Here is a 24,501-nt window from a genome sequence, read left to right as displayed (position 1 = left end):
AGACCGGGGTTTCGATACGCCGCTTCGCGGCTAGTCGACCCGCAGGGTTGTTACCAGCGGTAGTGCGCGAAGGCCCGGTTGCTCTCGGCCATCTTGTGGGTGTCCTCGCGGCGCTTGACCGCGGCACCCAGGCCGTTGGAGGCATCCAGGATCTCGTTGGTGAGGCGCTCGGTCATCGTCTTCTCACGACGCGACTTCGCGTACGAGGTCAGCCAGCGCAGCGCGAGGGTGTTCGCGCGGTGCGGCTTCACCTCGACCGGCACCTGGTAGGTCGATCCGCCGACGCGGCGGCTCTTGACCTCGAGGGTCGGGCGCACGTTGTCGAGCGCCTTCTTGAGCACGGTGACGGCATCCTGATCGGACTTCTTGGCGACGCCCTCGAGCGCGCCGTAGACGATGCGCTGGGCGAGGTCCTTCTTACCGTCGACCAGGATCTTGTTCACGAGCTGGCTGACGACGGGGGCACCGTAGACGGGGTCGTTGACGACGGGGCGCTTGGGCGCGGGTCCTTTACGAGGCATCGGCTTACTTCTTGTCGAGCTTCGCGCCGTAACGGCTGCGAGCCTGCTTGCGGTTCTTGACGGCCTGGGTGTCGAGCGCGCCGCGCACGATCTTGTAGCGCACGCCGGGGAGGTCCTTCACACGACCGCCGCGGACGAGCACCATCGAGTGCTCCTGCAGGTTGTGGCCCTCGCCGGGGATGTAGGCGGTGACCTCGGTGCCGTTGGAGAGCTTGACGCGGGCGACCTTGCGGAGGGCCGAGTTCGGCTTCTTCGGGGTGGTGGTGTACACGCGCGTGCACACGCCCCGCTGCTGCGGGTTGGCCTTGAGGGCCGGCGCCTTGGTCTTGACGACCTTCGGCGTGCGGCCCTTGCGGACCAGCTGCTGGATGGTGGGCAAACCTGCTCCTATGTCATTGCTGCACGGTGACAGCGTTGATGGTGTTCCATCGGGATCCGCCCCCGGCACCGGAATCGGTGCGGGACAGCTGACGGATATGCCGTGGGGGTCGAGCCGCCGGGTGGCGGTGACCCTTCCCCGCGCGCATCCCAACAGACCCTCGCGGGCGTTCGTCAGGCATGGGGAACGTGTGCGACGAGCGCACACCCGAATAAGGGTACTACTTCGTGGGCGTCGGCGCAGGTCGGGGCGTCTGCACGGTGCTCGACGGGGTCGGAGTGGGCGTGGCGGCGCCGGTCGATGTCGGCGAGGATGTGGCGCTCGGCGAGGCTGCGGACGCCGAGGGATCGTGCACCACGAAGACGAACCCGGACACCGTTCCACCCGCCGGGGAGCTCGTGTACGCCATCGAGCTGACGAGGATCAGCCGCTTGCCGGTCTGGAGCCCGTTGACGAAGGCCGTCACCTGGCTCGGGCCGCTGCTCAGCGAGATGTCGATCGGCACGACATAGAGCTTCGACGCCAGGTCGCCAGTGGGAGTCTTCGGAGCGGCGGCGACCGGAGCGGCGGCCGTCGCGGCCGGGGCCGGCGTGGCGGACGCCGCGGGCGTGGCCGACGAGGTCGGCTGCGGCGTCGACGACGCCGCCGACTTCGCAGGCGTGCCGCTGCCGCCCGCGGTCAGGCCGTAGGGCTGCGCCTCGCCGGCCGTGATCGAGGTGATCGACGCTCCTGCTGCCGAGGCGATCGCGGCGACCTGGTCGAAGAAGTCATCGAGGTCGACGGTACCCGGCACTGAGAGCTGGAGGCTCGCCATCTGAGCCTGCAATTCGTCGAGCTTGTCGTACTGGCCCCGCATCGAGGCGAGCACGGTGCGCTGCTGCGCGTTCTGCTGCTGAACCTGCGCGCGGCTCTGGTCGGCCGCGGCCGCCTGCTGGAGCAGCGGCGATGCGCCGAGGAACCAGCCGAGGGCCACGATCACGAGCACCGCGAGCACCGCGATCAGGTGCCAGGTGCGTGGGCTGCGCATCATCGCGATGCTCCGTCCGCCGGGGCGTCGCTCGACGCCGGTGCCGGAGTAGCGAAGCGTCCCGACAGGGCGCCTGCGCCGAGCGTCAGCGAGATGGTCGTCTCGACCCCCATCGCCGGCAGTGGAAGACTGCACCGTGGAGTCCGCGTACCCGGGCAGGCTGCGCAGCATCGCGGTGACCGCCTCGATGTCCGGCGGTGCCGGGCTCGAGATCACCAGCGCGAGCACGGCGATCCGCGGCGCACGCAGGGGACCCTCCGGAGCGAGCGCGGCCCCCATGGCGTCTGGCCCGTCGCCGTGACCGACGACAGCGAGACACCCTGCGGCAAGCCCGACCCGATGCGGCCGATCAGCGGGGCCCACAGCACCTCGAGCGAGGTGCCCACCTGCTGCGTCTGCTTGATGGCGCTGACGGTCGAGGCGATCTGCGTCGCCTGGTGATACTTCGCCTGCGCGGAGATCACGGTCTGGGTCTCGGACTGCGCCGAGGCGAGCGCCGCCTGGGCGGAACCGGCGGTCACGACGCCGAATCCGTACATCGCCGCGGCGACGGCGACGCCTGCCACGAGCGCCAGGACGACGAGGCGCTGTGCGCTGCGCACCTTCTCGCGAGCCTGGACCGAGGGCGGCAGAAGTTGCACGCGCGGCTCGCCCGCGAGCACCAGATTCCGCGTGGCGTTGGTCGTGGCGCTCATGCGTGGCTCCCGAGCGCGAGGCCGATCGCGGTGACGTACGCGTCCTGCTCTGTCGGCGCCGGCCGCGCCCGGGCCTTCGAGGCGACGGCTACGTAGGGGTCGGCCGCGGCGATGGGCAGCTTCGTCATCTCCGACAGCGCGCCGGCGAGTCCGCTCAGCTGGGCTCCGCCGCCGGAGAGCACGATCCGCTGGATCGGCGCGGCAGGGTGCGCGTTGGCGTAATACGCGAGCGTGTTGCGGATGCCGGAGATCAGCTCGCCGACCACCTCGTACACGATCTCGATGATCGGGCGGTCTTCCAGGCGCATCATCGGACCGCCCATGCCGAGCGCGCGCTTGGCCTGCTCCGCCTGCTCCGGTGGCCACTGCAGCCGCGACGCGAGCATCCTCGTGACGTCGTCGCCGCCGTTGGGAAGAATGCGGACATAGCGCGGCACCCCGTCGTCGACCACGACGACGTTAGTCGTGTTCGCCCCGAGCGAGACGATGACGTCACGGCCGCGTGCGGTGCGCAGCGGCGCGAGAGCGCGCGCGACGGCAAAGGGGATCAGGTCGACGTGCACCGGATGCAGACCGGCGCCCATGACGGCCGCGACATTCGCCGTGATCGCGTCCTTGAGCCCCGCGACGAGCAGCCCGCCCACGGCCGGACCGTTCTCGCCCTGCTCCTCCGTCAATGGGTAGAAGTCGAGCAGCACGTCGGCGATGGGCACCGGCAGCAGCTCCTGCACGTGGAACGGAAGCGACTCGCGGATCTGCTCGAGCGGAGCCCGCGGAACCGTCAGGTCGCGAGCGAACACGCGCTGTCCCCCGATGCCCAGCACCACGTTCTTCGACTTGAAGCCCGCCGCGGACCACAGCCGGCGGAGCGCGGTCGCGACCGTGCTCTGCTCCACCACCTCGCCGCGGCGCACCGCCGATTCCGGCACCGCGATCTCGTGCTGCCGGACGATCAACGGCTTCGCCGTGTCACATCCCTGCACCTCGACGGCGCGTACGGCATTGCTGCCGATGTCGACACCTACGACTGTCGTTCCCATTGCGGATCCCCCGATTCCGTATTTCTTTCAGTGACTCACGTCAGCCCGAACAGGGCGAGGTAGCTGGCGACGATCCGATCACCGAAGAGGATGCCGATCCAGGCTCCGGCCAGCATCCACGGCCCGAAGGCGATGGCGGTCTTGCGTCCGCGACCGGCGGCCAGCAGCACTATGCCGAACAGGCCGCCCAGGATGAATCCGCCGATGCCGGCCACGACGAGCGGCGCCCAGCCGAGCCAGCCCGCGAACAGGCCGATCACGCCCGCGAGCTTCACGTCGCCGAGCCCCATGCCGCCGGGCCGCGGCACGGCCAGCAGCAGATAGACGACGAGCATTGCGCCGGCGCCCACGGCCGCGCTGATCAGCCGGCCGAGGTCGGCGCCGAGCCCGGCCGAGAGCGTCAGCAGAACTACGCCGACGGGGTAAGCGGGCAGCACGATCGCGTTCGGCAGCCGATGGGTCTCGATGTCGATGACCGCGAGCGCGAGGCTGATCGCCGCGAGGTAGAGGAACGCGGCCAGCGCAAGAGCCGATGAGCCGAGCATGGTGGCCGACGCCGACGCGAACAGCGCGGGCGCGAAGAACTCGGCTACCAGCACGAAGAACGCGGCACCGGCGAGTTCGATGAGCGGGTAGCGGATCGAGATGCGAGCTCTGCAGTCGCGGCAGCGCCCACGCAGCACGAGCCACGAGACGAGAGGGATGTTGTCATGCCACCGCACCTCATGGCCGCACGATCCGCACGCGCTCCGCGGCGACACGATCGATATGCCGCGCGGCACACGGTAGACGACGACGTTCAGGAACGACCCGATGATCGATCCGAACGCGCCGAGCGCGACGACAGCGGCCATCAGTTGGACTCGGAGACGTTGCGGGACGACAGCAGGGTGCGAGTCGACTCGACGTCATTGGTCGTCGTCGTCGACGTCGTCGTGGTCGACACCGGGGTCGACGGCGTGGCGTGGCCCGTCCACAGGTCCCAGCCGGGCAGGCCGACCGTGAGGTAGTGAAGAGTCGCGCCGCCGGAGATGCCCGCCTGCCCTGCGAACACCTGACCATAGAGGTTCAGGCCCGAGGCCAGAACGATCTGGCAGGGGCTGTACATCATGAGAGAGATGTTCGACTGCACGGTGAACCCGCCGTCGATGTTGTAGCTCGAGCCGCTGGGGCAGGTCGGCTTGCCGTCGGCCGTGCTGTCCGGCGTGACCATCCAGAGGCGCGCGTTGGCAGACGAGGTGAAACCACCGCTGCCGGTCATGCTGAACTTGTTCGAGATGATCGCCATGTCCCCGTCGAGGGCGATCTTGTCGGCACCGCCGACGTAGATGCCGCCGGTGCATGCGAGGGCGTTCACGACGATCGGCGTGCTCGGGTGATCCTGCACGGCATTCCGCAATTCCGTCGTGCCGCACGTGCCACTGGTGGCGGGCAGCTTGACCTCGGTGAACCCCGTCCAGTCGCTCGCGGTGTAGGCGAAGTCGACCCAGTCCGGCACCACGGGCACCGACGGGGTCGCATACGGGCTGGTGCCGGGCGTGGAGGGGCTCGTCGTGGTGATGGTGCCCGAGACGAGACCGCTCGACCACGCGGGCGCCGAATACGTCTTGGTCGTGACGTTCCCGCTGATCTTGGAGCCCCAGTCCATGGTCGTCGCGCCGTAGATCCATGCGTTGCCGCCGACCTTGCCGCCGCCCGAGAACGTGAGCGACGTCGCGGTCACGTTCTTGGAGACCGAGCTGCTGCCACCCGACATCGACACCGGGCCGGTGGACCAGAGGCTGCCACCCACCGATCCACTGGGGATCGAGACGCCGGCCGCGACCACGTTGCCGCCGACCTTCACGCCGCCGGAGATCGTCGTGGAACCGGTCGACCAGACGTTGCCCGCGATGTTGCACGATCCGCTGAGGTTGAGGTTGCCCCCTGCACGACCAGGTCGGAAGCGCCCGATGCGGCGCCGGAGCATGAGACATTGCCCGTCTTCACCATGATGTCGGGCGAGTTGCCGTCCACCGAGACAAGCGTGCCCGAACCGCTGAAGCCCTGCGAGCTGTAGGCGTACACGGCAGGGCCGCTGGAGTTGATCTGCGTCGGCGGCGTCGTCGTCGTCGTGCTCGTGCTCGTCTGGGTCACCACGGCGCCCGCCGAGAGGATCGCCTCGAGGTTGGTCCTGTCGCCGGACGTCGCTGCGCCGACCGCGTTCGCGTCGGCGTAGCCGGTGGAGAGGATCCGCACCTGCGTCGACGTGTCGGAGGGGCATCCGCGGCGCCAGCCAGTGCCGAACGGCATCCAGATGGTGGCGAAGTATGCCGGCGTCGCGCCCACGTCGCTGCGGTACGCGCCACCGTGAACCGCGCAGTCCTGGGCGACGAGACCGGCTCGCGCCGCGGCGATGCCCGCCTCGGCGGCGGCCTGCGACTGCACGCCGGCACGGGTGTTGGAGCTGTAGCTGACGGCCGTGATGACGGAGCTCGCGACCACGGTGGTGAGCAGCATGCTGACGCCCATGAGGCCGAGGACGGCGGCCAGGGCGACGCCCCGGTCGTCGCGGGTGCCGCGGAGGAGCGCTGGATACGGGTCAGAAGCATGAGTTGTCCTCCGTGGTGCCGGTCAGAGGTGATGCCGAGGTCTGAATGGCGACGGACGGATGCCCGGCGCGGTGGGTGTCGAACGTGACGGTGAGCACGCTTCCCGTGTCGTCCGGCGCGAAGACCGGGGCCGTGCCCCGGGGCGTGACACCGCTGGCGAGCAGCGTCCAGCTGGTGAGCTGGGCCGACGTCGGCGCGGTGATGCGGGTGCCGGGTGTGCTCGTCGTCATGCGGAGCGACTCGTCGGCAGCGGAGTAGTACCAGCCGTAGCAGGTCCAGGTCAAGGTGCTGCCTGTGCCCGCGGAGCGGGTGACGAGCAGTTGGTCGGATCCGACCGACGTCACTCGGAATCCGGAACCGTTCCGCACCCGGTCGGTGATGGTGGTCGCGACCTGTTGCCCGGAGGTGGTCGAGGACGTCACCGCGTCGACCGTCTGCTGCGTCTGGGTGAGGCTGATGAACAGCCCCCGATGACCGTCATGACGAGCGTCGTGAGGGCGAGGGCGACCAGCATTTCGACGAGCGTGAAGCCGCTGTCACTCGCGGTGTGGTCAGTCATGTTTCACGTACACCAGGGTCGAGGCGGATGCGACGGTGTCGCCGCTGTCCTGCCGGACCGCGGACACCGTCACCGACACGGTCCCGCCGACGGCGGTGGGGCAGGCTCCGACGCTCGTGGTGACCTGGATCTCCACGCCCTGCGGATCGGTGAGCTGCTGCATGCCCGCGACGGACTCGACGAGGGTGCACTGCGGTCCTTTGGCCTGCGCTTTCTGCAACTGCTGGTTGACGAGCTGCGTGGCGGTGGCGAGCGTCGCGTTGGAGGACGACTGCTTGAGCCCCTGCACGAGGATCGGCAGGAACGCCATCGCGAGGATGGCGAGCATGAACATCGAGACGACGATCTCGACGAGGCCGAAACCTTCGTCCTCGGTGGTGATGCGATGCATGACGTCGACCCCCTTCTCGTCGCCGAATTTGAAGCGAGTCGTGGGGCGCCGCGATGGACGCCCCACGACTCACGATCAGCGGGTTACGGTGTTGCCGCGCAGGTGCCGTCCTGGACGCCACCGCTGTTGGTGATGTGGAAGGGCTTCTTGCCCGAGCTGGCGCTGGTCGCGTCGATGCAGAAGTCCGGGCCATCGCCCTTCGCGATCGTGACCGTGACACCGGCGGTCGGGACGAATCCGTACGCCTGCGTCTCTAGATCGGCGATGGCGGTCGTGCCGGCCGGAGTGTCGACCAGGAAGCTGACATAGGCGACCTTGGCGTTCGCGAGATCGGACTTCGCAGCGGAGTCCTTGGCCTGGTCCTGCTGGCCGAGGAAGACCGGGATGGCGATCGCGGCGAGGATGCCGATGATCAGAACGACGACGAGGAGCTCGATGAGCGTGAAGCCGCCCTCGTTGTCCTCGAGACGCTCACGCTTGGTGCGCAGCGAGTTGTGGATTGCAGTAATCAATTTCCCATCCTTTGTCGTAAGACGTGTGTTGGACGGGTGGCCCCCAAAAATGACCCCCAAGTGAATATTCAGTTGTGGAAATGAAGTTGTGAATCCCGCGAACGGGGGCAATCCGGTTGTGACACGCCCCCAGTTGCAGGGTCAGTGGACGTTGTTGTAGATCGTGAAGATCGGCATGTAGAGCGCGACGATCATGCCGCCGATGACCGTGCCGATCACGGCGATCATGAGCGGCTCGATGAGCGAGGTGAGCTGCTCGGTCGTGGTCTGCACCTCCTCGTCGTAGAAGTCCGCGATCTTGCCCAGCATCTGCTCGAGCGAGCCCGAGTCCTCGCCGACGGCGATCATCTGGGTAACCATCGACGGGAACACCGGCTCCTCGGCCAGCGGCGCCGCGATCGTGCGGCCGGAGCGCACCGAGTCCTGCACCTTGCGCAGTGCGTTCTCGATGACCCAGTTGCCCGAGGTGTCGCCGACGATGGAGAGCGCCTGCAGAATCGGCACACCCGAGTGCGTCATGGTGCTGAAGTTGCGCGCGAACCGGGCGATGGCGACCTTGCGGAACAGCATCCCGAACACCGGTACCTTGAGCCGCCAGGGATCGACCCGAGCACGGACCTTCTCGTCGTGCTTGTGCCGGTTCCACCACCAGGTGAACGCGATGATGCCGACGGCCAGCACCGGTCCGATCCAGATCATGTTGTGCGAGATCGTCACGAGGATCTGTGTCGGCAGCGGCAGCTGGCCACCGAGGCTCTTGAACATGTTCTCGAAGATGGGAACGATGAACGTCACCATTCCGACCACTGACAGCAGCGCCATCACGAGCACGACGACCGGATAGGTCATCGCCGACTTGATGGTCTGGCGCAGCTTGACATCCTTCTCAAATGTCTCCGCGATCGAGTCGAGCGACTGGTCGAGGAACCCGCCCACCTCACCGGCCCGCACGAGATGGATCATGATCGGCGGGAAGATCCGTCCCTGCCGCGCGAGGGCGTCGGAGAGCGAGGATCCGGTCTCGACGAGCCCGCGCACCGACGTGAGAGCGCGGGCGAGCTTCTTGTTCTCGGTCTGCTCGCTGAGGATGGTGAGCGAGCGCAGCAGCGACAGGCCGGCGCCGACCATCGTCGACATCTGCCGGCTCATGACGGCGAGGTCCTTGAGCTTGACCTTCTTCTCGAGGAAGGAGATGTTGAGGTCCATCTGGAGACCGCTGCCGCCGGTGAAGGTCGACACCTCGATCGGCGAGATCGACATCGTGCGCAAACGCGTGACGACCGCGGCCTCGCTCGGCGCCTCCACCTTGCCCTTGACGAGCTTGCCGGCGCCGTCGCGCCCCTTGTAGGCGTAGGTGAGCAGATTCGACATCAGAAGCCCCCAGCTGGCCGAAGCCGGCCGTCGGATCGTTGTCGCCGGTGCGGTGCACCAGACGTTTGAAGTCCTCGACGTCGTGCACCTTCTCCAGCGCCGCGCCGTACGTGATCAGGCCGCCGTTCACGAGCTCCGCCAGGTGCTGGTCCATCGTGTGCATGCCGTTCTGGCGCCCGGCCTGCAGGGAAGAGCGCACCTGGTACGTCTTGCCCTCGCGGATGAGGTTCGCGATCGCGGGTGTCGTCACCATGACCTCCGTCGCCACCGCGCGGCCGACACCGCCCGCCCGCTTGACGAGCGTCTGACAGACGACGCCCTGCAGGGTCGACGCGAGCTGCGTGCGCACCTGCCCCTGCTGATGCGGGGGAAGACGTCGATGACGCGGTCGATCGTGGATCCGGCATCCTGGGTGTGCAGGGTCGCGAACACGAGGTGGCCGGTCTCGGCGGCGGTCAGGGCCACCGAGATGGTCTCCAGGTCGCGGAGCTCGCCGATCAGGATCACGTCCGGGTCCTGGCGCAGCACGTGCTTGAGCGCGTTGCCGAAGCTGTGGGTGTCGTTGCCGACCTCGCGCTGGTTGATCAGCGAGCGCTTGTTCTGATGCATGAACTCGATCGGGTCCTCGACCGTGACGATGTGGTCGGATCGGGTCTGGTTCACCAGATCGACGAGGGCGGCGAGGGTCGTCGACTTGCCGGAACCGGTCGGGCCGGTCACGAGCACGAGGCCGCGCGGGAGCTTGGCGAACTCCGCCACGACCTCCGGAACGCCCAGCTCGTCCAGCTGTTTGATCTCGACCGGGATGAGACGGAACGCCGCGCCGATGGCGCCGCGCTGCAGGAAGTAGTTGACGCGGAAGCGTGAGCTCTCGGACAGCGTGAACGCGAAGTCCAGCTCGAGCTCCTCGTCGAACTTCAGCGCCTGCTCGTCGCTCAGCAGGCTGTAGAGCGCCGCGGCGACGCGCTCCCGATCCCAGACGTCGGTCTCGTCGATGGCGCGGAGGCCGCCGTCGACACGGATCATGGGTGGCGCGCCGATCGACACGTGGAGGTCGGATGCCCCCTCGTTGACGACCGTCTCGAGCGCGGCCAGGAGATCGGCATCCGCCTTCCCGCGGGCCGCCTGCGTGTACTCGTCGTCCATGAAGACGGCGCGACGTGACTCCTTCTCCTTCACGAGGCGCAGCGGCGGCAGCGGCTCGTACTCCGGCATCGTGAGCAGGGACTCGAGCGGCGCCGGCGTGAGGCCCGGGATGCTCGTGCCCTGCGGAACCGGGGTGGCCACGGATGCCGCGGGTGCGCTCAGCACGGAAGGTTCAGCATCGAGCGAGTACACCGGGGTCGACAGCAGCGGGTCGCCGGGAGCCGGGATCAGGCCCGGGATCCCGGAGGGAGCCGGTGCCGGGGCCGGCGTCGCAGAAGACGCCGGGACCGACGGCTGCTCGACCGGCGTGACCGCGGGGGCGGCAGCTGCGAGTAGTCCACCGCCGGTCCCGGCAGCTCAGGGGGAGCTCGCCGCGCGTGGGCGGCATGGCTCCCGCGGCGCCCGGTGCTCCGAACGGCGGCTGCGCCGGATCGGTGACCGGGATCTCATAGGCCGGCTTGTTCACGGTTCCTCCCTCGGGAACGGCGGCATGACTCGGACTCACGCGACCACTCGCAGGATCTCCTCGATGGATGTCAGACCCAGCTGCGCCTTCGCCCAGCCGTCGTCACGCAGGGTCGACATGCCCTGAGCGACCGCGGCGCGCCCGATCTCGGCGCTCGACGCGCGGGCGACCGCGAGCCGCTCGATGTCCTCCGAGACCGGCATGACCTCGTGCAATGCGATCCGGCCTCGGTACCCCGTGTTGGAGCAGGAGGTGCAGCCGATGGGCTTGTAGAGGGTCGGGACCACCGTCTCGTGCCCGGCCATCAGACGCAGCGCCACGAGCTCCTCCAGCGGGTGCTGGTACGCCTGCTTGCAGCGGTCGCACAGCCGCCGTGCGAGTCGCTGGGCGACCACGCAGTCGAGTGCGGAACCCACCAGGAACGGCTCGATGTCCATCTCGATGAGGCGGGTGACGGCGCTCGGCGCGTCGTTGGTGTGCAGGGTCGAGAGCACGAGGTGACCGGTGAGGGCCGCCTCGATGGCGATCTGCGCGGTCTCGTGGTCGCGGATCTCGCCCAGCAGCACGACATCCGGATCCGAGCGCAGGATGCTGCGCAGCGCGCTCGCGAAGGTCAGGCCCGCCTTCGGGTTGACCTGCACCTGGTTGATGCCGTCCATCCGGTACTCGACCGGGTCCTCGACGGTGATGACGTTGATCTCGGGGCGCGCGACCGCGTGCAGGGTCGTGTAGAGCGTCGTCGACTTGCCCGACCCGGTCGGTCCCGTGACGAGGATCATGCCGTAGGGCTTCGTGTACGACGCGCGGTAGACCTCCGCGTTGCGCTCCAGCAGGTGCAGCTGATCCATGCCGAGGCCGGTCGACGCGTTGTCGAGGATGCGCATGACGACCTTCTCGCCGTACACCGTCGGCAGGGTCGCGACGCGGAGGTCGATCTGACGGCCGCCGTGGATGACCGACATGCGGCCGTCCTGCGGCTTGCGGCGCTCGGCGATGTCGATGTCGCTCATGATCTTGAGCCGCGAGATGACGCCGTTCTGGATGTTCTTGGGCGCGCGCTGCATCTCGTGCAGCACCCCGTCGATGCGGTACCGCACGTGCATGTCGCGTTCGGCCGGCTCGATGTGGATGTCGGACGCGTGGTCCGAGATCGCCTGGCTGATGAGCAGGTTGACGAACCGCACGATCGGGGCGTCGTCCTCGGTCGGCTCGGTGACGGGCACCAGGTCGCCGCCGCCGGACCCGCTCTCCTCGACCATGGCCGTGGTCAGCTCGCTGAGCTCGCCGTCGGACCGCACGAAACGCCCGATCGCCGCGAGCAGGTCGCTGCGCTCGGCCACCACCGGCGCCACCTGCATGCGCACGGCGGCGCGCACGTCGTCGAGCGCGAGCACGTCGCGCGGCTCGGCCATCGCGAGCATGAGACGGTCGCCGTCGCGCGCGATGGGCAGCACCTCGTGCCGGCGCAGCAGGGCGCCCGGCACGAGCGCCACGCACGCCTGATCGACCGGGAACTCGGTCAGGTCGACGAACGGCAGGCCGAGCTGCGCGGCACGGGCGGTCGCCACCTGGCTCTCGGTGACGATCCCGCCGAGCACGAGGTCGCGCACGAACGCCTCGTCTTCGACGGGGTCGCCCGAGAGCGCGTCGAGGCTCGTGATCGGCATGTGGCCGCGGATGACGAGGATCTCCGACAGGGAGGACATCACCACCCCCTCGGTGGATGCCACGGTCCCCGCGTACCCCCGATCCGCGAGAACACCGGGGACCACGCGTGCGTACGCGAGACACCCCCGGTGCACTCAGGCTAAGAGGGGGCTCCCCGCCGGGATAGTCCCGTGATCGGGGGTCGGGCCGCACGCGCGGGCGCGCGCCCTCGATACGCCGCCGCGCCGCTACTCGACCCGCTCGGCGGGCCGGTTCTCGTACTGGGCGCGCTTCTCGGCGAGCTCGCGGTCGTACTGCTCGCGTGTCTGGGTGTTGCGCGCCCGCACCCTCCGGCCGCGCGCGGCGATCGCCAGGCCGAACCAGATGGCCACCTCGCGCGCGATCACGGCCGCGGCGATGACCTGCGGTACGAGCGCCACGGCCGAGAACGCGAGGTTCTGGTGCGTGAAGACGTTGCCGACCAGCAGCAGCAGCCCGATGCTCGCGAAGTAGACCACGAACGCGAGCAGCAGGCTGCCGAAGACGTGCGCCGCCCAGCCCGCTCGGTTGACGATGACGACCTCGAGGATGAACGCGAGCACGAACACGAGGATCGGCGCCCAGAACAGCGCGCTGCTCACGAACGTGCCGAACCGGTCGCCGAAGAACGCGTCGCCGCCGAGGAAGTAGATGAGCGCCGCGACCACCGCGTAGACCGCGGCGAACACGACGGCGCCGAGGACGGCCAGCAGCACGCCGATGACCCGGTTGCCGCGCTTGCGCGGCGGCGGTGCGGTCTCGACGTAGACCACCTGGTGGGTGGAGGCAGGGGCGGGTGCGGCGGCCCCGGGCGCTTCGGCCTCGGGTGTTTCGGGCTCCGCGGGCCCCTCCGCCGACGGCGCGACGGGCACGGCCGCCGGATCGTCGGTCACCGGCACCGGCTCGGCACCCGCCGGCACGGCCTCGACGTCGGGGGCCGCGGCATCGGAGGGGACACCCTCGTCGCGGACGGGCTTGTCTTCGCTCATGGGCGGACTCCTTCGGAGGTCGGGGCTCACTCTATCGACGGGGCCGCCGAGGGGTATAGACGAAGGGCCCCGCCGTGATGGCGGGGCCCTTCGGGTGGTGGGATCAGTTGTACGTGCCCGGGGTGAAGTCGTCCGTCGAGAAGCTGTCGAAGTCGACGAAGCTCAGGTCGGACTCGTTGAACACCGAGTCGTCGGAGAAGATGCGGTTCGGGTAGCGCTCCGCCTTCGCCTCCTCGGTCGCCTCCACGGAGACGCTCCGGTACTTGCTGAGGCCCGTGCCTGCCGGGATCAGCTGACCGATGATGACGTTCTCCTTGAGCCCCATCAGCGGGTCGGACTTGCCCTCCATGGCGGCCTGCGTGAGCACGCGGGTCGTCTCCTGGAAAGACGCGGCCGACAGCCACGACTCGGTCGCCAGGGATGCCTTGGTGATGCCCATGACCTCCTGGCGGGCCGACGCGGTCTTCTTGCCCTCGGCGAGCGCGGCGCGGTTGATCTCGTTGTACCGCGAACGGTCCACGAGCTCACCCGGCAGCAGCTCGGTGTCGGCGTGCTCCACGACGGTCACCTTGCGCATCATCTGACGCACGATGACCTCGATGTGCTTGTCGTGGATCGGCACGCCCTGCGAGCGGTACACGCCCTGCACGCCGTCGACCAGGTGCTGCTGCACGGCGCGGATGCCCTTGACGCGCAGCACCTCCTTCGGGTCGAGGTTGCCGACCACGAACTGCTGGCCGAGCTCGACGTGCTGCCCGTCCTCGATGAGGAGGGTGGCGCGCTTGAGCACCGGGTACGCGTGCACCTCGTCGCCGTTGTCGGGCGTGAGGATGATGCGGCGCTGCCGCTCCGTGTCCTCGATCGTGACGCGACCGGCCGCCTCGGCGATCGGCGACGCGCCCTTCGGGGTGCGGGCCTCGAACAGCTCCGTGACACGCGGCAGACCCTGGGTGATGTCGTCCGCGCCGGCGGTGCCGCCCTGGTGGAACGTGCGCATCGTCAGCTGGGTGCCGGGCTCGCCGATCGACTGGGCGGCGATGATGCCGACCGCCTCGCCGATGTCGACGAGCTTGCCGGTCGCGAGCGAGCGTCCGTAGCAGGCGGCGCAGACGCCGACCGCCGACTCGCAGGTCAGCACCGAGCGCACCTTGATGGTCTCGACACCGGCCGTGATGAGCTGGTCGATGAGCACGTCGCCCACGTCGGAGCCCGCCTCGGCGATGACCCTGCCCTTGGCATCCACCGCGTCCTCGGCCAGCGAGCGCGCGAACACCGAGTTCTCGACGTTCTCGTCGCGGACGAGCTTGCCGTCGATCATGTCGGCGATGCGGATCTCGAGACCGCGCGTGGTGCCGCAGTCGTCCTCGCGGATGATCACGTCCTGCGACACGTCCACGAGGCGCCGGGTGAGGTACCCGGAGTCCGCGGTGCGCAGAGCGGTGTCGGCGAGGCCCTTGCGGGCACCGTGCGTGGCGATGAAGTACTCCGCCACCGACAGCCCCTCGCGGTACGAGGAGATGATCGGGCGCGGGATCGTCTCGCCCTTCGGGTTCGCCACCAGGCCTCGGATGCCGGAGATGTTGCGCACCTGCAGCCAGTTGCCTCGGGCGCCCGACGACACCATCCGGTAGATGTTGTTGTCCGGCTGGTACGCGTCCTGCATCGCCTTCGCGACCTCGTTGGTCGCCTCGGTCCAGATGTCGATGAGCTCCTGGCGACGCGAGGCGTCGTCGATGAGTCCCTTGTCGTACTCGTCCTGGACCTTCGTCGCGCGCTTCTCGTACGCGGCGATGATCTTCGGCTTGCTCTCCGGGGTGACGATGTCGCTCAGCGCGACCGTGACGCCGGAACGCGTGGCCCAGTAGAAACCCGCGTCCTTGATCCGGTCGAGCGTCGCGGCGACCTCCACCTTCGGATAGCGCTCGGCGAGGTCGTTGACGATCGCCGAGATCTGGCCCTTGTCGGCCAGCGCCTCCACGTAGGGGTAGTCCTCCGGCAGCGCCTCGTTGAAGAGGGCGCGGCCGAGGGTCGTCTCCACGCGCGCGGTCGAACCCTGCTCGAAGCCGTCGCGCTCGGCGGCGTCCTCCTCGCTCAGGTGCAGGTTCTCGATGCGCAGACGGATCTTCGCGTTGAGATCGAGCGAGCCCTGGTCCTTCGCGAGGATCGCCTCGGCGACGGACGAGAACGCGCGGCCTTCGCCGGTGGCGCCGTCCTTGAGGGTCGTCAGGTGGTGCAGACCGATGATCATGTCCTGCGAGGGCAGGGTCACCGGGCGGCCGTCCGACGGCTTCAGGATGTTGTTCGACGCGAGCATGAGGATGCGGGCCTCGGCCTGCGCCTCCACGCTCAGCGGCAGGTGGACGGCCATCTGGTCGCCGTCGAAGTCCGCGTTGAACGCGGCGCAGACGAGCGGGTGCAGCTGGATCGCCTTGCCCTCCACGAGCTGCGGCTCAAACGCCTGGATGCCGAGGCGGTGCAGCGTGGGCGCGCGGTTCAGCAGAACCGGACGCTCACGGATGATCTCCTCGAGCACGTCCCACACCTGCGGGCGCGAGCGCTCCACCATCCGCTTGGCGGACTTGATGTTCTGCGCGTGCGACAGGTCGATGAGGCGCTTGATCACGAACGGCTTGAACAGCTCGAGCGCCATCTGCTTCGGCAGACCGCACTGGTGCAGCTTGAGCTGCGGTCCGACGATGATGACCGAGCGGCCGGAGTAGTCCACGCGCTTGCCGAGCAGGTTCTGGCGGAACCGGCCCTGCTTGCCCTTGAGCATGTCGCTCAGGCTCTTGAGCGCGCGGTTGCCCGTGCCCGTCACCGGACGGCCGCGGCGGCCGTTGTCGAACAGCGCGTCGACGGCCTCCTGCAGCATCCGCTTCTCGTTGTTGACGATGATCTCGGGAGCCCCGAGGTCGAGCAGACGACGCAGACGGTTGTTGCGGTTGATCACGCGGCGGTACAGGTCGTTCAGGTCGGACGTCGCGAAGCGGCCGCCGTCGAGCTGCACCATCGGGCGCAGCTCCGGCGGGATCACCGGCACGACATCCAGCACCATGGCGGCCGGCGAGTTGCCGGTCGCGAGGAACGAGTTGACGACGCGCAGGCGCTTGATCGCGCGGATCTTCTTCTGGCCCTTGCCGTTGGCGACCTGGTCGAGCAGATCCTGCGACTCGGCCTCGAGGTCGAACGCCTGCAGGCGACGCTGGATCGCCTCCGCGCCCATGTGCGCCTCGAAGTACAGGCCGAAGCGGTCCTGGAGCTCGTGGAATACCGAGTCCTCGGGCTTCAGCTCGCCGACCTTCAGGCTGCGGAAGTCGTCCCACACCCGCTCGAGCTGCGCGATCTGCTCGTCGTACGACTTGCGGATCTGCGACATCTCCTTCTCGGCGCCGTCCTTGACCTTGCGCTTCTGGTCGCTCTTGGCGCCCTCCTCCTCGAGCGCCGCGAGGTCGGTCTCGAGCGTCTGCAGACGCGTCGCGATCTGGCTGTCGCGCTGCTGCTCGAGCTGCGAGATCTCGAGGCGGAGCTCGTTCTCGAGGCCCGGCATGTCCGCATGGCGCGCCTCCTCGTCGACCGAGATCACCATGTAGGCGGCGAAGTAGATGACCTTCTCGAGGTCCTTCGGCGCCATGTCGAGCAGGTAGCCGAGGCGGCTCGGCACACCCTTGAAGTACCAGATGTGCGTCACCGGGGCGGCGAGCTCGATGTGGCCCATGCGCTCACGGCGCACCGAGGACTTGGTGACCTCGACGCCGCAGCGCTCGCAGACGATGCCCTTGAAGCGCACGCGCTTGTACTTGCCGCACGAGCACTCCCAGTCGCGGGAGGGCCCGAAGATCTGCTCGCCGAACAGACCGTCCTTCTCGGGCTTCAGCGTGCGGTAGTTGATGGTCTCCGGCTTCTTGACCTCGCCGTACGACCACGCGCGGATGTCCGCACTGGTCGCGAGTCCGATCTTGAGCTGATCGAAGCTGGTTGCACTGATCACGTGTCGTGTTCTCTTTCGCTGGATTCAGTCAGTGACGTTGTGAGTGCCGGTGATCAGATGTCGTCGATCGACGACGTCTCGAAGCGGCTGGAGATGTTGATGCCGAGCTCCTCCGCGGCACGGAAGACCTCGTCGTCCGTGTCCTTCAGGCTGATCGGCTGGCCGTCGGCGCCGAGCACCTCGACGTTCAGGCACAGCGACTGCATCTCCTTCATGAGCACCTTGAACGACTCCGGGATGCCGGGCTCCTGGATGTTCTCGCCCTTGACGATCGCCTCGTACACCTTCACGCGGCCGAGGATGTCGTCCGACTTGATGGTGAGCAGCTCCTGGAGCGCGTACGCGGCTCCATAGGCCTCGAGGGCCCACACCTCCATCTCGCCGAAGCGCTGGCCGCCGAACTGCGCCTTCCCACCCAGCGGCTGCTGCGTGATCATCGAGTACGGGCCGGTGCTGCGGGCGTGGATCTTGTCGTCCACGAGGTGGTGCAGCTTGAGGATGTACATGTAGCCCACCGAGACCGGAGCCGGGAACGGCTCGCCGGAGCGGCCGTCGAACAGCTGGGTCTTGCCGGAGCTGCCGATGAGGCGCTCGCCGTCGCGGTTCGGGCGGGTCGAGTCGAGCAGCCCCTCGATCTCCTCCTCGCGCGCACCGTCGAAGACCGGAGTGGCGACCTTCGTGCCGGGCTCGGCCGCGTGGGCCTCCTTCGGCAGCTGCTTCGCCCAGTCGGGGTTGCCCTCGACCTCCCAGCCCTGCTTGGCCACCCAGCCGAGGTGCGTCTCGAGCACCTGGCCGAAGTTCATGCGGCCGGGGATGCCGAGCGGGTTGAGCACGATGTCGACCGGGGTGCCGTCCGCCAGGAACGGCATGTCCTCGACCGGCAGGATCTTCGAGATGACGCCCTTGTTGCCGTGGCGTCCGGCGAGCTTGTCGCCCTCGGTGATCTTGCGCTTCTGGGCGATGTAGACGACCACGCGCTGGTTGACGCCCGAGCCGAGCTCGTCGTCGCCTTCTGCTGAGTCGAACACCTTGACGCCGATGATCGTGCCCTCCTCGCCGTGGGGCACCTTGAGGGAGGTGTCACGGACCTCGCGGCTCTTCTCGTTGAAGATCGCGCGGAGCAGGCGCTCCTCGGCGCTCAGCTCGGTCTCGCCCTTCGGCGTGACCTTGCCGACGAGGATGTCGCCGGGGGCGACCTCGGCGCCGATGCGGATGATGCCGCGCTCGTCGAGGTCGGCCAGCAGGTCGGGGCTCACGTTCGGCAGGTCGCGGGTGATCTCCTCCTTGCCGAGCTTGGTGTCGCGGGCGTCGACCTCGTACTCCTCGATGTGGATCGAGGAGAGGACGTCGTCCTTCACCAGGTTCTGGCTGAGGATGATCGCGTCCTCGAAGTTGTGACCCTCCCAGGGCATGAACGCCACGAGCAGGTTCTTGCCGAGCGCGAGCTCGCCCTGGTCGGTGGCGGGCCCGTCGGCGATGACCTGACCGGTCTCGATCCGGTCGCCGGCATCCACGATCACGCGGTTGTTGTACGACGTGCCCTGGTTGCTGCGCTCGAACTTGCGCAGGAAGTACTCCTGCGTGCCACCTTCGTCGAGGGTCACCGAGACGACATCAGCACTGACCTCGGAGACGACACCGGGCTTCTCGGCGATGACGACGTCACGCGCGTCGATGGCGGCGTAGCCCTCCATACCGGTGCCGACCAGCGGCGACTCGGAACGCAGCAGCGGCACGGCCTGGCGCTGCATGTTCGCGCCCATGAGCGCGCGGTTCGCGTCGTCGTGCTCGAGGAACGGGATGAGCGAGGTCGCGACCGACACCATCTGGCGCGGGGAGACGTCCATGTAGTCGACGTCCTCGCGGTGGAACAGGTCGACCTCGCCGCCCTTGCTGCGGGCGAGCACGCGGTCCTCGGAGAACTTCTTGTCGCTGGTCAGCGGCGCGTTCGCCTGGGCGACGATGTGCTCGTCCTCCTCGGAGGCGGTCAGGTAGTCGATCTTGTCGGTGACCTTGCCCTTCTCGACCCGGCGGTACGGGGTCTCGATGAACCCGAACGAGTTCACCCGGGCGAACGACGCGAGCGCGCCGATGAGGCCGATGTTCGGGCCCTCGGGGGTCTCGATCGGGCACATGCGGCCGTAGTGGCTCGGGTGCACGTCACGGACCTCGACGCCGGCGCGCTCGCGGCTCAGGCCACCGGGGCCGAGAGCCGAGAGGCGGCGCTTGTTGGTCAGACCCGCGAGCGGGTTGTTCTGGTCCATGAACTGCGACAGCTGCGAGGTGCCGAAGAACTCCTTGATCGCGGCGACGACGGGTCGCACGTTGATCAGGGTCTGCGGGGTGATCGCCTCGATGTCCTGCGTGGTCATGCGCTCGCGCACCACGCGCTCCATGCGGCTCAGGCCGGTGCGCACCTGGTTCTGGATGAGCTCGCCGACCGCGCGGATGCGGCGGTTGCCGAAGTGGTCGATGTCGTCCACGTCGAGACGCAGCTCGACCGGCTTGCCGTCGCGGATGCCCGGGAGCGTGGCCTGCTCGGCGTGCAGCGCGACGAGGTACTTGATGGTCGCGACGATGTCGTCGATCGTCAGCACCGAGTCCTTGAGCGGCGCGTCGAGGCCCAGCTTGCGGTTGATCTTGTAGCGACCCACCTTCGCCAGGTCGTAGCGCTTCGGGTTGAAGTAGAAGTTGTCGAGCAGCGCGCGGGCGGCCTCGGCGGCCACCTGCTCGCCCGGACGGAGCTTCCGGTAGATGTCGCGGAGCGCGTCCTCCTTGGTGAGGATCGGGTCCTTCTCGAGCGTCGAGGCGATCGACTCGTAGCCGGCGAAGCGCTCGAGGATCTCCTCGGACGTGAGGCCGAGGGCCTTGAGGAACACCGTGACCGATTGCTTGCGCTTGCGGTCGATGCGCACGCCCACCTGGTCGCGCTTGTCGATCTCGAACTCGAGCCAGGCGCCGCGGCTCGGGATGATGCGGGCCGAGTAGACGTCCTTGTCGGAGGTCTTCTCCATCGTGCGCTCGAAGTACACGCCCGGCGAGCGGACCAGCTGCGAGACGACGACGCGCTCGGTGCCGTTGATGATGAAGGTGCCCTTGTCGGTCATGAGCGGGAAGTCGCCCATGAAGACCGTCTGGGTCTTGATCTCGCCCGTCATGTGGTTCATGAACTCGGCGTTGACGTAGAGCGGTGCGGCGTAGGTCTTGCCGCGCTCCTTGCACTCGTCGATGGAGTACTTGGGCTCCTCGAGCTCGGGGTTGGAGAAGCTCAGCTGCATGGTCTCGCTGAGGTCCTCGATCGGGGAGATCTCCTCGAAGATCTCGTCGAGCCCGGTGGTCTCGTTCACGCCGGTGTCACCGGCCTCCTGAGCCGCCGCGACACGCGCCTTCCAGGCGTCGTTGCCGACCAGCCAGTCGAAACTGTCGGTCTGCAGCGCCAGCAGGTCGGGGACCGTGAGCGTGTCGGCGATCTTCGCGAACGAGAGCCGCGATGCGGTGCGGCCGTTCTGGGGGCGTTCTTACTGGATGCGGAGCGCGCAGCAGCCAAGGGAAATGCAACCTCCGTGAGGCTCGACGGCCTCTCGTGTGTGGGCAGGTGAGAGACGCCCCCGTTCAGACACCGTCCCGCCGCTATTCTCGGGAGGGTTTCTTCGCGCGTGAGCCGACCGCAATATGACGGCACGGAGAAGGTGGGAGCGCAAGGATCAAGCTTAGGCGATAACGGCGCGCCGTGTCCAGCTATTCCTTGACTTGATTCCGGATCAGCGCTATAAGCGTGCTCGTCGTGGGTTGAGGAGCGCCGCCCGGCAGGACGACGCGTCTCGACACCCCGCCGTGATGTCCCGGGTTTCGAGACGCGTGCCGCGTCGCGGCGCGCTCCTCAACCCGCGGAGCCGAGGGCGAGGGCGATCGCCTGGCCGCGGTCGCGCGCGGGGAGCTTCGCGAAGATCGCGTTCACATGCGATTTCACCGTCGCGACGCTCAGGAAGAGCTGCCGAGCGATCTCGGCGTTGCTGCGGCCGGCGGCGATGAGCTCGAGCACCTCGGCCTCGCGTCGCGTGAGCTGCGGAAAGCGCTCGGCCACGGGCACGGCGCCGGCCGGCGCGGCGGAGAACCCCGCGACCAGCCGTTCGCCCACCTCGGGCGCGAACGTCGACTGCCCCGCGGCGGCCGACCGCACGGCGGCGGCGAGCTCGTCGCGACCGGCGTCCTTCGTGAGGTAGCCACGCGCCCCCGCCCCGAGCGCGCCGGCGATCGACGCGTCGTCGGCGAACGTCGTGAGCACGACGACGGCGATCCCCGGATGCGCAGCCTTGATCCGCGCGGTCGCGCCGGCGCCGTCGAGCACGGGCATCCGCAGGTCCATGAGCACGACGTCCGGCGTGGTCGCGTCGGCGAGCCGCACCGCCTCGGCGCCGTCGGCCGCCTCGGCGACGACCTCGACATCCGGGAGCACGCCCAGCAGCGTGACCAGGCCGTCGCGCACGATCGCCTGGTCGTCGGCGACGAGCACGCGGATCATGCTGCTCATGCCGGAAACGGTAGCCCTCTCGTTCCGGCGCGGGGACATGGAAGCCCCTGATGAGCTACGAGCCCTCGGATCGCGCGTCGAGAGCCCCGCCCAGCAGGCGGGCGAGCCATCGCGCACTGGTCTTCGGGATGCGACGCTGCGTCGGATAGTCCACATGGACGATGCCGAAGCGGCGGCTGAAGCCGTACGCCCACTCCCAGTTGTCGATGAGCGACCACACGAAGTAGCCCCGCAACGGCAGCCCCTCGGCGACCGCCTCGTGGCAGGCCTCGAGGTGCGCCTGCAGATAGGCGGTGCGCTCCGGATCGTCGACCGTGCCGTCCGGTGCGACCTCGTCGGGCAACGCGGAGCCGTTCTCGGTCACGTACAGCGGCAGGCCGGGGGCGCGCTCGGCCGCCATCCGCAGCACGTCGACGAGCCCGTCGGGGTGGATCTCCCACCCTATCTGGGTGCGCGCGGCGCCGGTGTCGACCATCCGGACGAACTCGCTGCCCGGGTTCGAGCTCGGGCCCGGGTCCGGCTCGCCGGCCGCCGTGGTGTGCCGGCTGTAGTAGTTGACGCCGAGGAAGTCGATCGGGCGCGAGATCTCCGCCAGGTCGCCTGCCCCGGCGTTCTCGTAGAACCACTCCCGCTGCCCGAGATCGTCCAGCACATCCTCGGGGTAGGCGCCGCGCAGCACGGGGTCGAGGAAGAACCGGTTCGAGAGGCCGTCGATCCGGCGGGCCGCGTCCCGGTCCGCCTCGCCGTCGCTCGCCGGCACCACCGAGTACAGGTTGAGCGTGATGCCGACCCGCGCGCCGGGGCGCGCCGACCGGATCGCGGCGAGCGCCCGCCCGTGCCCGAGCAGCAGGTGGTGGGCGGCCCGCGCCGCGCCCGTGCCCTCGTGCCGGCCGGGGGCGTGCAGCCCTCCCGCGTAGCTGAGGAAGGACGAGCACCACGGCTCGTTGAGCGTGATCCAGTCGTCGATCACGTCGCCGAGGGCGGTGGTGACCTGGTCGGCGTAGTCGGCGAAGCGGTCGGCGGTGTCCCTGTTCATCCAGCCGTCGCGGTCCTCCAGCGCCTGCGGCAGGTCCCAGTGGTAGAGGGTCGCCCACGGCGTGACGCCCGCCTCGTGCAGGGTCTCGGCGAGGTGCCGGTAGAAGTCGAGGCCGGCGGTCAGGGCGCGCCCCGTGCCGTCGGGCTGGATGCGCGGCCAGGCGATCGAGAACCGGTACGCGTTCACACCCAGGTCGCGCATGAGCGCCACGTCGTCGCGGTACCGGTGGAAGTGATCGTCGGCCACGTCGCCCGTCGTGCCGTCGGCGATCGCCCCCGGACGGCGCGCGAACGTGTCCCAGATGCTCACGCCGCGTCCGCCCTCGTGGACGGCGCCCTCCACCTGGTAGGCGGCCGTGGCCGTCCCCCACACGAAGTCGGCGGGAAGGTCGTCGCGGCGCATCATGTCTCCTTCGAGGGTGCGAGCGGGTCGTCGCGGAAGTCGAGCCAGCTCGAGCGCGGCGGCACGAGCTCCTCGAGCTCGCGCCACAGCTCGTCGGGCAGGTCGGCGCTCGCGGCGGCGATCGCGGGTTCCACGCGCTCCGGCTTGCTGAGGCCGACCACGGTGGAGGCCAGCCGCGGGTCGCGAGTGGAGAAGCGCAGCGCGGCGGTGCGCAGGTCGGTCGCCCAGCGGGCGCACGCCCGCCGCATCTCGTCGATCGCGGCGAGCACCGCCTCCGGGGCCGGCCGGTAGCCGTAGTCGGTCACGGCGCCGGGCGGGGCGGCGAGGATGCCGCCGCCGTAGACCGCCGCGTTGACCACCCCCATCCCGCGGGCGAGGGCCTCGTCGATGAGGTCGCCGGCGCTGCGGTCGACGAGCGTCCAGCGGTTGTGCACGAGCAGCACCTCGAACACGCCGAGCTCGAGGTAACGACGCATCTCCTGCACCCGCCCTCCGGCGAGGCCGAGATGCGACACCAGCCCGCGCTCGCGCGCCTCGACGAGCGCGTCGACAGCGCCGCCCGGTGCCGTGAGCTCGGCGAAGTCGTGGAACTCGGGATCGTGCAGGTGCACGAGGGGAGCGGAGCCCCGATGCCGAGCCGCTCGATGCTCTCCCGCAGCGACGCCCGCACGCGGTCGCCCGAGTAGTCGCGGCCGTCGGCGTCGACCTTGGTGATGACGACCGTGTCGTCTGGCAGGCCGAAGCGGGAGAGGGCGGCGCCGATGCGCTGCTCGCTGCGCCCCGCCGAGTATCCGTTGGCGGTGTCGATCGCCCGGATGTCGCTGCGCAGCACGGCGCCGACCAGCTCGACGGCCTGCTCCTCGTCGACCTCGTAGCCGAAGACCTCCGGCATGCTGCCGAGCGGTCCCCCTCCGAGCGTCACCGAGGAGAGGGTGAGGCCGGTCGAGCCCAGCGGGCGATCGTCGAGGCGCCCCCTCACGGAAGCGCCGTCGCGTGCGCCAGCCCGTCCGGGTCGGTGCCGACCCGCCAGCGATCGAGGGTGACGTCGCCGGCTCCGGCGGGCGGCGCCGGATCGAGCTCGACGGCGACGAACCCGGGCGCGTCGAACCCGGGCCCATCGGACCCGGACACGTCGACGCGCGGCGTCGCCGGCACCAGCTCGGCGCGGTCG

The 24,501-nt window shown here is 69.0% G+C and carries 20 protein-coding genes and 2 pseudogenes; all 22 read right to left on the bottom strand.

From position 1 onward, the window contains the following. Positions 1 to 50: 50 nt before the first annotated feature. The 22 genes and pseudogenes from rpsG to QQK35_RS11975 all read right to left on the bottom strand — a co-directional run bounded on the left by rpsG (position 51) and on the right by QQK35_RS11975 (position 24,461). Positions 51 to 521 carry a 30S ribosomal protein S7 gene (gene rpsG, locus QQK35_RS12080; protein WP_284254386.1) on the bottom strand — a complete coding sequence of 157 codons (471 nt, stop codon included), beginning with the start codon at positions 519 to 521 and terminating at the stop codon, positions 51 to 53. Between the two features lie 4 nt (positions 522 to 525). Continuing rightward, positions 526 to 900, bottom strand: coding sequence for a 30S ribosomal protein S12 (gene rpsL, locus QQK35_RS12075; protein ID WP_284254385.1), 375 nt, complete (start codon positions 898 to 900; stop codon positions 526 to 528). Positions 901 to 1,120: 220 nt separating this feature from the next. Further along, a complete protein-coding gene (locus tag QQK35_RS12070) occupies positions 1,121 to 1,930 on the bottom strand; it encodes a type II secretion system protein M (protein ID WP_284254384.1) in 810 nt (269 codons plus the stop codon). Positions 1,931 to 2,139: 209 nt separating this feature from the next. Next, complete coding sequence (locus tag QQK35_RS12065; RefSeq protein WP_284254383.1) at positions 2,140 to 2,622, bottom strand: hypothetical protein; 483 nt, start codon at positions 2,620 to 2,622, stop codon at positions 2,140 to 2,142. After that, positions 2,619 to 3,662, bottom strand: a complete 1,044-nt coding sequence (pilM, locus tag QQK35_RS12060) for a type IV pilus assembly protein PilM (protein WP_284254382.1) — start codon at positions 3,660 to 3,662, stop codon at positions 2,619 to 2,621. Before pilM ends, QQK35_RS12065 begins: the two co-directional genes overlap by 4 nt. Before the next feature lie 35 nt (positions 3,663 to 3,697). After that, positions 3,698 to 4,516, bottom strand: coding sequence for a prepilin peptidase (locus QQK35_RS12055; RefSeq protein WP_284254381.1), 819 nt, complete (start codon positions 4,514 to 4,516; stop codon positions 3,698 to 3,700). Next, positions 4,516 to 5,631 (bottom strand): hypothetical protein, encoded by a 1,116-nt coding sequence (locus QQK35_RS12050; RefSeq protein WP_284254380.1) that lies wholly within the window; start codon positions 5,629 to 5,631, stop codon positions 4,516 to 4,518. Before QQK35_RS12050 ends, QQK35_RS12055 begins: the two co-directional genes overlap by 1 nt. Positions 5,632 to 6,243: 612 nt before the next feature. Next, positions 6,244 to 6,675: a hypothetical protein gene (locus QQK35_RS12045; RefSeq protein ID WP_284254379.1), complete on the bottom strand. Its 432-nt coding sequence runs from the start codon at positions 6,673 to 6,675 to the stop codon at positions 6,244 to 6,246. Next, on the bottom strand, positions 6,672 to 6,812 hold the full coding sequence (locus QQK35_RS12040) for a PulJ/GspJ family protein (protein WP_284254378.1): 141 nt from the start codon (positions 6,810 to 6,812) through the stop codon (positions 6,672 to 6,674). Before QQK35_RS12040 ends, QQK35_RS12045 begins: the two co-directional genes overlap by 4 nt. Then, positions 6,805 to 7,203 carry a type IV pilus modification PilV family protein gene (locus QQK35_RS12035; protein WP_284254377.1) on the bottom strand — a complete coding sequence of 133 codons (399 nt, stop codon included), beginning with the start codon at positions 7,201 to 7,203 and terminating at the stop codon, positions 6,805 to 6,807. The genes QQK35_RS12040 and QQK35_RS12035 overlap by 8 nt, the downstream gene beginning before the upstream one ends. Positions 7,204 to 7,286: 83 nt before the next feature. After that, positions 7,287 to 7,715 carry a type IV pilin protein gene (locus tag QQK35_RS12030; RefSeq protein WP_284254376.1) on the bottom strand — a complete coding sequence of 143 codons (429 nt, stop codon included), beginning with the start codon at positions 7,713 to 7,715 and terminating at the stop codon, positions 7,287 to 7,289. A gap of 141 nt (positions 7,716 to 7,856) precedes the next feature. Beyond that, a complete protein-coding gene (locus tag QQK35_RS12025; RefSeq protein ID WP_284254375.1) occupies positions 7,857 to 9,086 on the bottom strand; it encodes a type II secretion system F family protein in 1,230 nt (409 codons plus the stop codon). A 246-nt stretch (positions 9,087 to 9,332) separates the two neighbouring features. After that, on the bottom strand, positions 9,333 to 10,397 hold the full coding sequence (locus QQK35_RS12020; protein ID WP_284254374.1) for a type IV pilus twitching motility protein PilT: 1,065 nt from the start codon (positions 10,395 to 10,397) through the stop codon (positions 9,333 to 9,335). A 336-nt stretch (positions 10,398 to 10,733) separates the two neighbouring features. Next, positions 10,734 to 12,404 (bottom strand): GspE/PulE family protein, encoded by a 1,671-nt coding sequence (locus QQK35_RS12015; RefSeq protein ID WP_284255692.1) that lies wholly within the window; start codon positions 12,402 to 12,404, stop codon positions 10,734 to 10,736. 189 nt (positions 12,405 to 12,593) lie between these two features. Next, entirely contained in the window at positions 12,594 to 13,373 is a 780-nt protein-coding gene (locus QQK35_RS12010) for a hypothetical protein (protein ID WP_284254373.1), read from the bottom strand. Between the two features lie 103 nt (positions 13,374 to 13,476). Then, positions 13,477 to 17,361 (bottom strand): DNA-directed RNA polymerase subunit beta', encoded by a 3,885-nt coding sequence (locus tag QQK35_RS12005; protein WP_284254372.1) that lies wholly within the window; start codon positions 17,359 to 17,361, stop codon positions 13,477 to 13,479. 53 nt (positions 17,362 to 17,414) lie between these two features. Continuing rightward, positions 17,415 to 20,870, bottom strand: a pseudogene (gene rpoB / locus QQK35_RS12000) (DNA-directed RNA polymerase subunit beta); the annotation flags it as partial. A gap of 371 nt (positions 20,871 to 21,241) precedes the next feature. Further along, on the bottom strand, positions 21,242 to 21,883 hold the full coding sequence (locus QQK35_RS11995) for a response regulator transcription factor (protein WP_425564965.1): 642 nt from the start codon (positions 21,881 to 21,883) through the stop codon (positions 21,242 to 21,244). Between the two features lie 64 nt (positions 21,884 to 21,947). Then, positions 21,948 to 23,333: a GH1 family beta-glucosidase gene (locus QQK35_RS11990; RefSeq protein WP_284254370.1), complete on the bottom strand. Its 1,386-nt coding sequence runs from the start codon at positions 23,331 to 23,333 to the stop codon at positions 21,948 to 21,950. Continuing rightward, positions 23,330 to 23,941: an aldo/keto reductase gene (locus QQK35_RS11985; RefSeq protein ID WP_284254369.1), complete on the bottom strand. Its 612-nt coding sequence runs from the start codon at positions 23,939 to 23,941 to the stop codon at positions 23,330 to 23,332. The genes QQK35_RS11990 and QQK35_RS11985 overlap by 4 nt, the downstream gene beginning before the upstream one ends. Positions 23,942 to 24,021: 80 nt before the next feature. Next, positions 24,022 to 24,222: pseudogene (locus tag QQK35_RS11980) on the bottom strand (aldo/keto reductase); the annotation flags it as partial. A gap of 83 nt (positions 24,223 to 24,305) precedes the next feature. Continuing rightward, positions 24,306 to 24,461: a hypothetical protein gene (locus tag QQK35_RS11975; RefSeq protein WP_284255787.1), complete on the bottom strand. Its 156-nt coding sequence runs from the start codon at positions 24,459 to 24,461 to the stop codon at positions 24,306 to 24,308. Between the last annotated feature and the right edge of the window lie 40 nt (positions 24,462 to 24,501).

The sequence above is a fragment of the Pseudolysinimonas kribbensis genome, assembly GCF_030161895.1.
GTDB classification, from domain to species: domain Bacteria; phylum Actinomycetota; class Actinomycetes; order Actinomycetales; family Microbacteriaceae; genus Pseudolysinimonas; species Pseudolysinimonas kribbensis.
The sequence above is the reverse complement of the archived record's forward strand: the minus strand, read 5'-3'. Positions and strand labels throughout refer to the sequence as shown.

Bases quoted from the DNA above. Each gene is read 5' to 3' on its own strand.
- rpsG (WP_284254386.1), bottom strand. From the start codon at position 521: ATGCCTCGTAAAGGACCCGCGCCCAAGCGCCCCGTCGTCAACGACCCC.
- QQK35_RS12070 (WP_284254384.1), bottom strand. From the start codon at position 1,930: ATGATGCGCAGCCCACGCACCTGGCACCTGATCGCGGTGCTCGCGGTG.
- QQK35_RS12065 (WP_284254383.1), bottom strand. From the start codon at position 2,622: ATGAGCGCCACGACCAACGCCACGCGGAATCTGGTGCTCGCGGGCGAG.
- pilM (WP_284254382.1), bottom strand. From the start codon at position 3,662: ATGGGAACGACAGTCGTAGGTGTCGACATCGGCAGCAATGCCGTACGC.
- QQK35_RS12055 (WP_284254381.1), bottom strand. From the start codon at position 4,516: ATGGCCGCTGTCGTCGCGCTCGGCGCGTTCGGATCGATCATCGGGTCG.
- QQK35_RS12050 (WP_284254380.1), bottom strand. From the start codon at position 5,631: ATGCTCCGGCGCCGCATCGGGCGCTTCCGACCTGGTCGTGCAGGGGGC.
- QQK35_RS12040 (WP_284254378.1), bottom strand. From the start codon at position 6,812: ATGACTGACCACACCGCGAGTGACAGCGGCTTCACGCTCGTCGAAATG.
- QQK35_RS12035 (WP_284254377.1), bottom strand. From the start codon at position 7,203: ATGCATCGCATCACCACCGAGGACGAAGGTTTCGGCCTCGTCGAGATC.
- QQK35_RS12025 (WP_284254375.1), bottom strand. From the start codon at position 9,086: ATGTCGAATCTGCTCACCTACGCCTACAAGGGGCGCGACGGCGCCGGC.
- QQK35_RS12015 (WP_284255692.1), bottom strand. From the start codon at position 12,404: ATGTCCTCCCTGTCGGAGATCCTCGTCATCCGCGGCCACATGCCGATC.
- QQK35_RS12010 (WP_284254373.1), bottom strand. From the start codon at position 13,373: ATGAGCGAAGACAAGCCCGTCCGCGACGAGGGTGTCCCCTCCGATGCC.
- QQK35_RS11995 (WP_425564965.1), bottom strand. From the start codon at position 21,883: ATGATCCGCGTGCTCGTCGCCGACGACCAGGCGATCGTGCGCGACGGC.
- QQK35_RS11990 (WP_284254370.1), bottom strand. From the start codon at position 23,333: ATGATGCGCCGCGACGACCTTCCCGCCGACTTCGTGTGGGGGACGGCC.